At 60.9% G+C, this 13,636-nt stretch carries 10 protein-coding genes; all 10 read right to left on the reverse strand.

The annotated features are described in order from the left end of the window. Positions 1–201: 201 nt before the first annotated feature. Entirely contained in the window at positions 202–1,767 is a 1,566-nt protein-coding gene (locus AB4N91_RS13840; protein ID WP_083376935.1) for a sugar ABC transporter ATP-binding protein, read from the reverse strand. A 70-nt stretch (positions 1,768–1,837) separates the two neighbouring features. Next, a complete protein-coding gene (locus tag AB4N91_RS13845; RefSeq protein WP_010459630.1) occupies positions 1,838–2,764 on the reverse strand; it encodes a sugar ABC transporter substrate-binding protein in 927 nt (308 codons plus the stop codon). Positions 2,765–2,921: 157 nt separating this feature from the next. After that, positions 2,922–3,974 carry a Gfo/Idh/MocA family protein gene (locus AB4N91_RS13850; protein WP_460112568.1) on the reverse strand — a complete coding sequence of 351 codons (1,053 nt, stop codon included), beginning with the start codon at positions 3,972–3,974 and terminating at the stop codon, positions 2,922–2,924. Between the two features lie 145 nt (positions 3,975–4,119). Further along, positions 4,120–5,130, reverse strand: coding sequence for a bifunctional inositol 2-dehydrogenase/D-chiro-inositol 1-dehydrogenase (locus AB4N91_RS13855; RefSeq protein ID WP_077749722.1), 1,011 nt, complete (start codon positions 5,128–5,130; stop codon positions 4,120–4,122). A 32-nt stretch (positions 5,131–5,162) separates the two neighbouring features. Next, the gene (iolD, locus tag AB4N91_RS13860; RefSeq protein ID WP_460112569.1) at positions 5,163–7,094 is read right to left on the reverse strand and encodes a 3D-(3,5/4)-trihydroxycyclohexane-1,2-dione acylhydrolase (decyclizing); all 1,932 of its coding nucleotides are present in this window, start codon (positions 7,092–7,094) and stop codon (positions 5,163–5,165) included. Positions 7,095–7,264: 170 nt separating this feature from the next. After that, positions 7,265–8,086 carry a TIM barrel protein gene (locus AB4N91_RS13865; protein WP_460112570.1) on the reverse strand — a complete coding sequence of 274 codons (822 nt, stop codon included), beginning with the start codon at positions 8,084–8,086 and terminating at the stop codon, positions 7,265–7,267. 25 nt (positions 8,087–8,111) lie between these two features. Then, positions 8,112–9,614, reverse strand: coding sequence for a CoA-acylating methylmalonate-semialdehyde dehydrogenase (locus AB4N91_RS13870; RefSeq protein ID WP_077749725.1), 1,503 nt, complete (start codon positions 9,612–9,614; stop codon positions 8,112–8,114). Between the two features lie 44 nt (positions 9,615–9,658). Continuing rightward, entirely contained in the window at positions 9,659–10,468 is an 810-nt protein-coding gene (iolB, locus tag AB4N91_RS13875) for a 5-deoxy-glucuronate isomerase (RefSeq protein ID WP_010459621.1), read from the reverse strand. Then, positions 10,465–11,358, reverse strand: coding sequence for a myo-inosose-2 dehydratase (gene iolE / locus AB4N91_RS13880; protein ID WP_460112571.1), 894 nt, complete (start codon positions 11,356–11,358; stop codon positions 10,465–10,467). The genes iolB and iolE overlap by 4 nt, the downstream gene beginning before the upstream one ends. 137 nt (positions 11,359–11,495) lie before the next feature. Beyond that, a complete protein-coding gene (locus AB4N91_RS13885) occupies positions 11,496–13,433 on the reverse strand; it encodes a bifunctional 5-dehydro-2-deoxygluconokinase/5-dehydro-2-deoxyphosphogluconate aldolase (protein WP_460112572.1) in 1,938 nt (645 codons plus the stop codon). Between the last annotated feature and the right edge of the window lie 203 nt (positions 13,434–13,636).

Below are 13,636 nucleotides of genomic sequence, written 5' to 3' on the forward strand. Positions count from 1 at the left end.
TGTGGCGAGGGAGCTTGCTCCCGCTCGAGTGCGCAGCGCTCGCCAGTTCTACGGTATGTTCGAGACATTGGGGCCGCTTCGCAGCCCAGCGGGAGCAAGCTCCCTCGCCACAGAATCCCGGTTCACCCCTGGACTCTGCTCACCCTTGGACTCTGCTCACCCCTGGACTCTGCTCACCCTTGGACTCTGTTTGCCCTTGACTCAATGGCGTACGGACATGCCCGAGGCCAGTTGCATGACTCGTTCCTGGGTCGCTTCGCTGCGGTCGAGGGTGCCCATCAGGTCGCCCTCGTGCATGACCATCACCCGGTCGCTCATGCCGAGCACTTCCGGCAGCTCCGAGGAAATCATGATCACCGCCATGCCTTCGCTGGCGAGGTAGGAGATCAGCCGGTAGATCTCGGCCTTGGCGCCGACATCGATGCCACGAGTCGGTTCGTCGAGGATCAGGATGCGTGGATTGGTCATCAGCCAGCGCGCCAGCAAGGCTTTCTGCTGATTGCCGCCGGACAAGGTGTCGATGCACTGCTCAAGCGACGGGGTTTTCACCCGCAGCTTCTTGCACATGTCTTCGCACAAGACCCGCAGGGCTTTCTGCTGGATGAACCCGTGGCCGGCGTAATGCGGCAGCACCGCCATTTCCATGTTCTCCAGCACCGACAGGCACGGGAACAGGCCGCTGAGCTTGCGATCCTCGGTCAGCAAGGCGAAGCCCTTCTCGATCGCCATGTGCGGATCGCTGATGCGCACCACTTCGCCATCGAGACGAATCTCGCCACCGTCGCTCGGAGTGATGCCAAAAATCGCTTCGGCAACGTTGGTGCGGCCCGAGCCCATCAGCCCGGCGATGCCGAGGATCTCGCCCGCATGCAGGTCGAAGGACACCCCTTTGAAAATGCCGTCGAGCTTGAGGTCGCGCACCGACAGCAGCAGATCGCCAATCGGTTTCTCGCGCACCGGGAACAACTGGCTCAGCTCGCGGCCGACCATCATCGAAATCAGGCTGTCGCCGTCCATGCTGTCAGCCCGTTGCAAGCCAATGTAGGCGCCGTCGCGGAACACCGCTACTTCATCGGCGATCTCGAACACTTCGTTCATTTTGTGGGTGATGTAGATGATGCCTTTGCCCTGGCTCTTGAGGTCGGCAATGATCGAGAACAGGTGCGCGACTTCCTTGTCGGTGATGGCCGAGGTCGGTTCGTCCATGATCAGGATGTCGGAATCGTAGGACACCGCTTTGGCGATCTCGACCATCTGCCGCTCGGCGATGCTCAGGTTGCCGACCTGCTCCTCCGGGTCGAGGTTGATCCGCAGGCGTTCGAGCAGTTTCGCAGTGCAGCGGTGCATTTCGCGGTGGTCGATCATGTGCAGGCTGTTGAGCTGCTCGCGGCCGATCCAGATGTTCTCGGCGATGCTCATGTGCGGCATCAGGTTGAGTTCCTGGTGGATCATTGCGATCCCGGCCTGCAGCGCGGCCAGCGGCGTATCGAACACCACCGGCTGGCCGCGAAGGCGCAACTCGCCGGCGTCCGGCTGGTAGATGCCGGCGATGATTTTCATCAGGGTGGACTTGCCCGCACCGTTCTCGCCCATCAGCGCCAGGACGGAGCCGGGGCGCACACGCAGTTGCACATCCGACAACGCCACCACACCGGGAAAACCCTTGCTGACGTTGATGATCTCCAGCAGGTACGGCTCATCGACAGGTGTTGCGGTTGGCTGGATACCCACCAACGGGGTGCTCGAAGCAGTCGCTGAAGCGAACATGATCAGGTACTCCATCAGCAAGGTCGCGGTGGCAACCTTGCGTGCTTATTGTTGTTATGGGGCGGACGGGCTATTTGAACGTGTCGACGTTTTGCGGCGTGATCAAGCGGTATGGCACCCACACGGCCTGTTCAACCGGCTCGTTTTTGGCCATTTTCACTGCCGTGTCGATGGAGCCGTCGGCCTGACCTTTCGCATCCTGGAACACCGAGACCGCCAGACTGCCTTTCTTGATTGCGTTCAAGCCGTCCGGCGTCCCGTCGACACCCGCGATCAGCACACTGCCCTTGTCGACGCCGGCCTGTTGCAGGGCCATCGCGGCACCAATGGCCATTTCGTCGTTGTTGGCCACCACTGCATCGAACTTGCGGCCCTGGGTCAGCCAGTCGTTGACCAGGGTCATGCCTTTATCCCGCAGCCAGGTGCCGGTCTGTTCTTGCTCGATCTTGATGTTCGGGTATTTGGCCAGCACCTCTTTCACGCCCTTGGTGCGGTTGGTGGTGGAGTTGTTCGCGAGGTCGCCCAGCAAAATCACGATGTCGCCCTTGCCACCCATTTTGTCGGCCAGGTATTGCATCTGCATTTCACCGGCTTCCAGGTCGTTGGAGGCCACAGTGACCACGCCTTTGGGCAGTTTCAGGTCATCGGGACGACGGTTGACGTAGACCAGCGGGATGCCGGCCTTGACGGCGGCTTCGGTGATTTTCTTGGTGGCGGCGGTGTCCACCGGGTTGACCACGATGGCATCGACTTTCTGGCTGATGAAGCTTTCGACCTGGCTCAACTGCTTGACCACGTCGCTGCGCGCATCTTCGAACTGCAGCTGCACGCCGTCGGGGTAGGACTTGGCTTTCTTGTCCATGGATTCGCGCAGGTAGGTCAGCCAGGTGTCATCGAACTGGGACATGCTGACGCCGATCTTCATGTCGGCGAGTGCAGCGCCACTGGCGAACATCAGGGACAAGGCCAGTGAGGCAAAACGGATCTTGGTCTTCATGAAAAGTCTTTCTCCACATTCTTGTTGGTTTTATGGATGAGGCGTGACGATTTTCAGTAAGCAGGCAAGCGGGAAAAGCTGTGAAAACGAGCGAGAGGCAGTTCGCTGGAAATGACTTTATTGGAATATTATTTCTATATCAACTCATTTTAGAATTTTATTCTGATTTTGTTCCATGGCTCTCAAACGGGCTCAATTCCACGACCTGACGCCGTTCGAAACTCAAGCGCGCAGCGTCTAGAACGCGGGTGGTCGCCAGTGCATCACGGGCTTCGACAGGCAGTGGGCCACCGCTCTGTAACGCGGTTTGTAGCTGCAAATAGAACTGATTCCAGCATCCGCGTTCCGACGGCACCCGCTCACGCACTTCGCCCTGTTCAAACCAGCCCCAGCGGCGATGCTCTTCCCCGCCCCAGCGCTCACCCTCGGATTTCGGCGATAGCCCGGCGAGCGCTGAAGCTTCCTGCCCGTCCAGACCATCGACGCTGTAACAACCTTGAGTGCCGGTCACGCGAAAACGCGGGCCAGGGGTGTTTTGCAGGCAACTGCCGCCCAGGTGCGAGATCACTCCGTTAGCGTGGGTCAGGGATACAAAGAAGCCATTGTCGAAGGACTGGTCTTTTTCCAGGTAATCCAGCTCGGCGTACACCCGGGTCACCGGGCCGAACAGCAGTAACGCCTGATCCACCAGGTGGCTGCCCAAATCGCGCAGGAAGCCGCCGCCACTGCCGTTGTTCGCCGATTGCGGCGAGTAACGCTCGATCCGCGACTCGAAACGGGTGACACGGCCCAGAGCGCCGGACTCGATGAGTTTGCGCACGGTGAGGAAGTCCGAGTCCCAGCGACGGTTCTGGTAGACGCTGAGCCGCACGCCCTGGCGCTCGGCCATGGTGATCAGGGTTTGCGCTTGCTGCGCATCGGCGGCAAACGGCTTGTCGCTAACCACCGCCACGCCGTGTTCGATGCCGTCGAGCACCAGCGCCGGGCGCCCCTTGAGCGGTGTCGACACCACCAGCACATCGATCCCGGCTTCGACCAATTGGCCGATGCTGTCGAAGGCCGGTACGCCGGGGTGTTCGGCCGCCAGCAATTGTCGACGTTCCGGGGAACGGGTGACCACGCCCACGAACGTCGCCGCCGGCAGGCTGCTGATCAGCGGAGCATGGAAAAACCGGCCGCCGTGGCCGTAACCGACAAGTCCGATGCGCATGAAAATGTTCTCCTTATAAATAGCTGCCGGATATACACGCCCCCTGTGGGAGCTAGCCTGCTCGCGATAGCGGAGTGTCGGCCGACATTAATGTTGAATGTGCTGGCGCTATCGCGAGCAGGCTCGCTCCCACAGGGGACGGTGCTCAACCGTAGAAACGGGGGCGGTCAGGGAGTGTGACTTTGATGATCGCTCCGCTGTTTTGTGCTTCGATGCAGGCGTCGGCAGCGACGGCGGCAGCGAAGCCGTCCCATGCTGAAGGGCCACCGACCTGCCCCGCTCGCACGCCATCAATGAACGCCTGCAACTCAACGTCATACGCCGCAATGAAGCGATCCTTCCAGTCCATCAAAATCGCGTTCGACAACTTCGCGCCACTGCGCAGTTGAACCTGCGAAGGCTCCGGCAGTTTGGCGATGCCGGTCTCCCCCACCACTTCGCACTGGATGTCGTAGCCGTACTGGCAGTTGACGAACACTTCCACATCGATCCGCGTGCCCTTGGCAGTCTCCAGCAGGACGATTTGCGGGTCTTTCAAATGCGCGAGGGCCTTGCTGCTCTTGCGTGGGAACACCACTTGCACGGACACGTAATCGTCATCGAGCAACCAGCGCAGCACGTCGAGTTCGTGGATCAGCGTATCGGTGATGGCCATGTCGGTCTTGTAGTTCTCGCCCACGGTCGGGTTGCGGTGCGCGCAATGGAGCATCAGCGGTTCGCCGATCTGGCCGCTGTCGATCACCGCTTTGAGTGCGCGATAGCCTTCGTCATACGGCCGCATGAAACCGACCTGCACCAGGCGCTTGCCGTGGGCCACTTCGGCCTCGACGATGTTGCGACAGCCTTCGGCGGTGACGGCCAGGGGCTTTTCACAGAACACTGGTTTGCCCGCCGCAATCGCCGCCAGCACAAACGCTTCGTGGCTCGGGCCCCAGGAGGTGACGAGGATCGCTTCGACTTCTGGCGCGTTGATCAGCGCCAGGCCGTCGGGGTAGACCTCGGCGGTCAGATTCAGGTCGGACACGACTTTGGCCGCTTGCTGCAAATTGATGTCGGTGACGGCGACCACCTGGCTGTTGAGCAAGGTCTGGCTGCAACGACGAATGTGGTCCTGGCCGATGGCCCCGGTGCCGATGACGCCTAACTTTAATGACATGTAAGGACTCCTTATTGTTCGATTCAGGGCAATCAGTACTGACGGGCCTTGGCCAGTCGTTCATTGAGGGTCTTGGCCACCGCGTTGGTGCGGGCGCTGGTGGAGACTTGCGCCACGCCGACCCGCCACCACGACAGGTAGCCATGAATCATGGTCTTGGGCAGGACCTTGATGTCGATCAGCGTCGACACGGTCTGCAAACGCGCATCCGCCAGCGCGGCTTTCAGCTCGTCAGCGGTGTTCACTTTGTAAGTCTTGCAGCCATAGGCCGCCGCGCTCATGGCGAAATCCACCGGCACAAAACCGCCATCGAGCTTGCCGGTGTCCGGGTTGCGGAAACGGAACTCGGTGCCGAAGCTGTCCATGCCGTTGCCCATCTGCAAGTTGTTGATGCAGCCGAAGGTCATGTTGTCGAGCAGCACCACGTTGATCTTGCGGCGCTCCTGGATCGAGGTCGCCAGCTCCGAGTGCAGCATCATGTAAGAGCCGTCGCCGACCAGCGCATAGACCTCGCGCTCCGGCTCGGCGAGTTTCACGCCCAGTGCGGCGTTGACCTCGTAACCCATACACGAATAACCGTATTCGACGTGATAGGTGTTCACGCCCTTGCTGCGCCAGCTGCGCTGCAAGTCACCGGGCAGACTGCCGGCGGCGGCGACGATCACGGCGTCATCGTCGAGGGTTTCGTTGAGCACGCCGAGCACGCGGCTCTGGGTCAGGCACGAGCCGGTCAGCTCGATGAATTCGCGCAGGACCGCCGGGTCCATGTGGTCGTTGATTTCTGGGGAGAAGTCTTGAGTCTGGTACTCGATCTGAAAGAGCCGATCGACCTCTTCGTCCAGTTGCACCTTGGCCTGACGCGGTTGATCGCCCCAGCTGGAACGGTAATCGCCCAGTGCTTCGGCCAGCGCCAGCAAACCGGTTTTCGCATCCGCCAGCAGTTGCACGCCATCCAGTTTCAGGGCATCGCACGGGCTGATGTTGAGGTTGAGAAACTGCACGTCCGGATGCTGGAACAGGGACTTCGACGCGGTGGTGAAATCGCTGTAGCGGGTGCCGATACCGATGATCAGATCGGCGTCTTTTGCCAACAGGTTCGCCGCCAGGCACCCGGTTTCGCCAATCCCGCCGACGTTCAGCGGATGGCTGGACACCACCGCGCTCTTGCCGGCCTGGGTTTCGGCGAAGGGGATGTCGAAGCGCTCGGCAAACGCCTGTAACGCCGCGTTGGCCCCGGAGTATTTGACCCCGCCACCGCAAATGATCAGCGGTTTGCGCTTGCCTTTGAACAGCGCCAGCGCATCACCCAGCATCGCGTCGGTGGCCGGACGACGTTCGATGCGGTGCACGCGTTTTTGCAGGAAGTAATCGGGATAGTCGTAGGCCTCGCCTTGCACGTCTTGCGGCAAGGCCAGGGTCACCGCGCCGGTTTCGGCAGGGTCGGTGAGCACCCGCATGGCGTGGATCGCCGCGGTCATCAACTGCTCGGGGCGGTTGATGCGGTCCCAGTATTTGCTCACGGCCTTGAATGCATCGTTGGTGCTGATGCTCAGGTCGTGGAACTGTTCGATTTGCTGCAACACCGGGTCCGGCTGGCGGCAGGCGTAGACGTCGCCGGGCAACAGCAGCAAGGGAATGCGGTTGGCGGTGGCCGTCGCGGCAGCGGTCAGCATGTTCGCAGCGCCTGGGCCGACGGATGAGGTACAGGCGTAGATTTTGCGCCGCAGGTGTTGCTTGGCGAAACCGATGGCGGCGTGGGCCATGCCTTGTTCGTTGCGGCCTTGATGGACGATCAGGTCACCGCTGTCCTGCTCCAGGGCTTGCCCCAGGCCCAGCACGTTGCCGTGGCCGAAAATGGTAAAGATCCCGGCGACGAATTTGCTCTGGACCCCGTCGACCTCGATGTACTGGTTATCGAGGAATTTCACCAGGGCCTGGGCCATGGTCAGTCTTGTTGTGGTCATGCGGCACCTTCCTTTGAAGCTGAATCCGGTGTGTGCTGTGAAATGCGATCACTGTGGGAGCGAGCCTGCTCGCGATGGCGGTGTTTCAGGCGACATTTATTTTGAATGTGCCGCCGTCATCGCGAGCAGGCTCGCTCCCACAGTTGATCTCCATCAATTCGAATACGGTGTCAGGCCTGGGATTTGTTCAGGTGATTCATGCTTGCTCCAATGGCCTGCTCGATGTTGGCCAGGCCATGGACGCTGTCGGCAAACGGCTCGAATGACAGGTAGCCGCTGTAACCGCCGCTGAGCAAGGTGTCGATCTGTGCGGCATTGCCAAGAATGTCGCCCTCGCCCACCAACACTCTATGGCCGTCGCGTATCGTCGCCAACGGCGCCTCGGCATCCTCGACACCGGAGATATGCACCAGCCCGGTCAGCTCGGGGAAAAACTCCTGCTCACACGCCAGGTGATGGTGGAAGGTGTCGTGGACGAGCCGGAACACATCCAGCCCACCGACAACCTTGATCGCTTCCACCGCCGTGCGTTTACGCCGCAGCGAGCATTCTTCGAAACCCAACGGCTCGATGAAACCGAGAATGCCGTGATCGCGCAGGATCGGCGCCAGTTCACTCAAGGCGGTGCGCAACCCTGAAGCGCGCTCGGCTTCGCTACGAGTATCCGCGCGATCATTCAGCGGGCACATGACCACCCCCTGCGCGCCGCAATCACGAGCATAAGCCGCCAGTTTCAAGGCCAGCGTCCGGCGCTCGTCATTCCACACATCAAACGGGTACAGCGCGTTGATCGACAGCACGCTGATGCCTTGGGCCGCGCACAACTCGCGGACGCGCTCGGGCGCGGTGCCGTCTTCGATCTCGACACCCTTGAGGTCATTGCGAATCTCGATGGCGTCAGCCTTTAGGGCTACCGCCAGGTCGATGAACGCGGGCAGGGACAAACGTGGGGCGACCATACGGTTCAGGGCGAAACGCAGGGGTTTGCTCATTATTGTTATTCTCCGCACAGGTGAATCACTTGGCTGTCGGCATGCTGAATTCAGGGCCCTTGGCGATGCTGTCGGGCCAGCGTTGCATCACGCTTTTGTAGCGGCTGTAGAAACGGATGCCTTCTTCGCCATAGGCGTGATGGTCGCCGAACAGCGAGCGTTTCCAGCCGCCAAACGAGTGCCAGGCCATGGGCACCGGAATCGGCACGTTGATGCCGACCATGCCGACCTTGATAGTGCGTGCAAACGCTCGGGCGATGCCGCCGTCACTGGTGAAACACGACACGCCGTTGCCGAATTCGTGGGCGTTGATCAACGCCACGGCGCTGGCGAAATCCGGGACGCGGACGATGCCCAGCACCGGGCCGAAGATCTCTTGCTGGTAAATGCTCATCTCGGTAGTGACGTGATCGAACAACGTCGCGCCGACGAAGAAGCCGTTCTCCGCCCCCGGCACCTTGAACCCACGACCATCGACAATCAGCTGCGCGCCTTGCGCCACGCCCTGGTCGATAAAGCCTTCGACCTTGGCCTTGTGTTCGGCCGTCACCAACGGCCCCATGTCACTGTCGCCCTGCATGCCGTTGCCGACCTTGAGTTGATCGATGCGCGGCAGCAGTTTGGCAATCAGTTGGTCTGCAACATCGCCCACCGCCACAGCAATCGAGATCGCCATGCAGCGCTCGCCGGCCGAGCCGTAAGCCGCGCCGATCAAGGCGTCTGCGGCCTGATCCAGATCCGCGTCGGGCATGACGATCATGTGATTCTTCGCCCCGCCCAGCGCCTGCACCCGCTTGCCGCGCGAGGTGGCTTGCTGGTGGATGTACTCGGCAATCGGCGTCGAGCCGACAAAGGAAATCGCCTCGATGTCCGGGTGTTGCAGCAGCGCATCGACCGCTGTCTTGTCGCCCTGAACCACGTTGAACACGCCGTCCGGCAAACCGGCTTCGGTCAGCAAACGGGCCATCAGCAAACTGGCGGACGGGTCGCGCTCGGAGGGTTTGAGGATGAAGCAGTTACCGGTAACCAGCGCCAGCGGGATCATCCACAGTGGCACCATCACCGGGAAGTTGAACGGCGTGACACCGGCGCACACGCCCAGCGGCTGGCGCAGGTTCCAGTTGTCGATGCCGCCGCCGATGTTGTCGCTGAATTCGGTTTTCAGCAGGCTCGGCGCGCCACAGGCGTATTCGACGATCTCGATGCCACGGGTGACTTCGCCCTTGGCGTCGGAGAACACCTTGCCGTGTTCGCGGCTGATGATTTCGGCCAGTTCGTCGTGATGACGGTCGAGCAATTCCTTGAACTTGAACATCACCCGCGAACGGCGCAAGGACGATTGCTCGGACCAGGCCGGGAATGCTTTCAGGGCCGAGGCAACGGCATCGTCCACGGTCTTCGAACTGGCCAGCCCGACACGCGCTTGCACCTCGCCGGTCGCCGGGTTGAAGACATTGCTGAACCGCTCGCTACCGCTGTCTTGCACGTGACCGTCGAGGTAATGGCCGATGACCGGGGCGTCGCTCATTGTTCTTGTTCTCCGTTCGAATAGTGGAATTCAGGCTTTTTAGATCAGAGATCAAGTAGCCAGCTGTGCTGCGGATCGTTGTGGAACTGCCAGACCCGTTTCGGGCCGGCCATCACGTTCAGGTAATACGACTCGTAGCCGTAAGGCACGCTGACCGGGTGATAGCCCTTGGGCACGACCACGAGGTCGCTGTTTTCCACGGCCATGGCTTGATCGATGCTGCGGTCGTCGGTGTAGACGCGCTGGAACACGAAACCCTGGGGCGGGTTGATCTGGTGGTAATAGGTTTCTTCGAGAAAGCTCTGGTGCGGCAAATCGTCGGTGTCGTGCTTGTGCGGCGGGTAGCTCGACGAGTGTCCCGACGGCGTGCGCACTTCCACCACCAGCAGCGAATGGGCGGGCTCGGTGTCCGGCAGGATGTCGCAGACGTAACGGGTGTTGGCGCCCTTGCCGCGCACGCTGCGTTTCATGGTGTCGGGTTTGATCAGCCGTGGACCGAGGCCCTTTTCGGCTGAGCCCGGTGCAGCGCAGACGGCGATCTGAACATCGCTCAACGCGACGACCTGGGCCTGACTGCCCGGCGGCAAATAAGCGGCGAACGGCGATTTGTCCTCGAACACCGACTGGCGATCGCCGAGGTTGTCCCAGTCGAACGCCCCCTGCCCCGGCGCTTCACCCTTGATGCTGACCCGGCCGCTGAGCAGCACCAGGCACAGCTCTTTATCACCCGCCGCCACCGGCAAGGTTTCGCCGAGGCTTAGGCGGTAGGCAGCGAAGCCGACGTATTCCAGCTCACCTTTGCCCAACTCGACCATGGTCCGGCCACGGGCATTGCTTTTGACCAGCAGGCTCATAGCGCAATCCTCTCGTCGAGCAACGCACGCAAGGTGTCGTAGCCTTTTTTCGCGTAGACGTAACTCGGCGCCACGGCCGGGTCTTGCTCAGCCTCGACCACCAGCCAGCCGTGGTAATCGTTGGCCAGCAACACATCGAGCAGCGCGGCGAAGTCGATGTCGCCATCGCCGGGCACGGTGAAGGTGCCGTTGATGATGCAGTCCGGAAAGCTCCACAGGTTGTTGCGCGCCAGTTGCACCACCGGTTTGCGCACGTCCTTGAAATGCACGTGGCAGATGCGTTCGATGTGTTTGCGCAAGACGTGCAACGGCTCGCCGCCGCCCATGTAGCAATGGCCCGAATCGAACAGCAGACCGACTTCGCTGCCGGTCAACGCCATCAACTTGTCGATGTCGGCCGGGGATTCGACGTAAGCGCCCATGTGGTGGTGATAAGCCAGGCGCACGCCTTGGGACAGGGTGAAACGCGCCAGTTCGGTGAGCTTGTCGGCGTATTCCTGCCAGGCCTGTTCGGTGTGGAAACGCGGGCGTTCAACCAAGGGGATGCGCTGGCCCTGAATCGAGTCCGCCACTTCGCCGTAAACCAGCACCTTGGCGCCGTTCTTCGCCAGCAACTCGACGTGACTGCCAATGGCGTCGATTTCTTCGGCCACGGAACGGCGCGCCAGACGGCTGGAATACCAACCGGACACCAGCGCCAGATCGTAAGGCCGCAGCACGTCACCGACGCCTTTGGCATCCTTGGGGAATTTGCCGTTGAGTTCAAAACCTTCGTAACCGATCTTCTTGCCTTCGCTCAACGCGGTGCTCAACGGCGTCTCGCCACCGAGGGACGGCAAGTCGTCGTTGCTCCAGGAGATCGGGTTGATGCCAATTCGGATAGCGGGCATGGCTGCACCTTTTTGTTGTTTTCTAAATTTCCGTTGAGTCTGAGGCCGACTTCGCGGGCAAGCCTCGCTCCTACAGATCAACGCGGCTTCCCGTAGGAGCGAGGCTTGCCCGCGAAGAACGATAACGCGGTGTCGCGTCAGGCGCGGGCCGTGCGCCAGGCGTCGATGAGTTCGACGAAGGTGCCCTGCACCTGAGCAATCAGCGCCTCATCATCGATTTCACCGGCCAGCCACGCGCGGCTCGGTTCCTGGAAGATCGTCCTCCCGACCGCGAACCCGCGACAGGTCTGGCTCTGGCTCGCTTGCTGAAACCCTTCGGCCAGTGCCGCCGCCGGCGCATTCAGCCCCAGCAACACCACGCCCCGGCAATACGGATCTCGCTCCTGAATCAACTCATCAAGCTGCTTCCACTCCTCGGCACTCTGCGCTTCGATCTTCCACCACGCCGGGTAAATCCCCAGGTTGTAGAGGCGTTTAAGCGCGCGATACAGCACGTCCGGATGGGTCGACGGATGATCCTTGGGCGGGATGATTTCCAGCAGCAGTTCATGACCGCTGACCTGGGACGCCTGATACAAACCCTTGATCTGCGCTTCCTGTTCCAGGCGCAGCAACGGCTCATCATCAGGATGAAATTGCACCAGGCACTTGATGATCTGCTCTTGCGGCCAGGCGATCAGGTTGCTGCCGATCGAGCGCCCATGTTCGAAGGCCAACGGCCGCGAGCCCTGCACTTCCACCGGCCGCGCCACCCACCAGCCACGACCGGTGGCGGCGTTCAGCGAGTCCTGGCCGAAACGCTGATCCGCCAACAAGCCGACATCCGCCTCGATCCCTTGCTCGCGCAAATCCGTTTCGACCCGCTCCACGGCTTTGATAAAGAGTTGCTTGAGTTCGCAGATGGCGTTGAGGTCACGACCGCCCTTTTGCGCCAGCTCCACCAGTTGGCCACGGTGATCAAAGGCAAAAATGAACAGCTGCTTCCACTGTTTGCGCGGCACGCTGACCTGATGCAGACGCTGCAGCACTTCGTCCTGATCCGGCCGGGTGATCGGCACCGGGCTGTTGAACAGGTAATCGAGTTCGGCGCGGGTCGGCATCGCCGGGGCGCAGGCATGACGCGACACCACCAGCCCGCCGCAAGCATTGGCCAACTGGCAGCAGCGCTCATCGCTGGCGTCTTCCAGCCAACCGCTGAGGAAACCCGACATGAATGCATCGCCGGCCCCCAACACGTTGAGCACTTCCACCCGGACGCCGGGGTAAATCGCCCCGTCTTCAAGCCGCACCGGAATCACTCCGTGAATCACCGTGCAACCCTGCGGCCCGAGCTTGACCACCAGCGTCGCGTCGCTCAAACGCCGAACATTGCGCAACGCCGCGAGCAAATCCTCGGAACCGCCCGCAATCAAAAACTCTTCTTCAGTGCCGACAATCAGGTCAAAACGCGGCAGGATTTTCTGCACATGCTGGCTGACGTTCTGATCGGCAACAAACCGGGTTTCCCCGTCTGCCTTACCCGCCAGCCCCCAGAGCACCGGGCGATAATCGATATCGAGCACCCGTTTGACGTTGTGCTTCTCGGCGTAATCCAGCGCCTGGATGCTCGCCTTATAGACGCCGTCGGTGGAGAAATGGGTGCCGGTGATCAGCAAGGCTTTGCTGGAGGCAATAAAGGCTTCGCTGATGTCCTCGGCCCGCAGCGCCATGTCGGCGCAGTTTTCGCGGTAGAAGACTAAAGGAAAGGTTTCGCGGTCCTTGAGACCGAGCAGGACCATGGCGGTCAGGCGTTCCGGATCGACCTTGACGCCGCTGACGTCACAGCCTTCACGCGCCAGGGATTCCAGGAGGAACCGCCCCATGTGGTCGTCCCCTACCCGGCTCAACATCGCCGATTTCAGGCCCAGTCGAGCGGTGCCGAACGCGATGTTGGCGGACGATCCCCCAAGGTATTTGGCGAAGCTTGAAACATCTTCCAGCCGCGCCCCGACTTGCTGCGCATAGAGGTCGACGCCAAGGCGCCCCAGGCAAATCAGATCCAATTGACGCCCACTGGCAAAACGAGTCTGGCCCATGCTGGCTCCTGTTATTTTTATCAGCCTGCGTTCGGGGCGATGGAGGCGCCGAACGCTCTTGGTGGGATGCAGACTAAAACGACCGGGACCGAACAATCAATAATTATTCCAAATAATTTTTACGTGGAATATTTTTTCCAATAAACTTCTACAAAAGCATTCCAGACACAGTGCATCGTTTCAGCAAACCGCACGCCGGCCGC

The organism is Pseudomonas sp. H3_D04 (assembly GCF_054669175.1).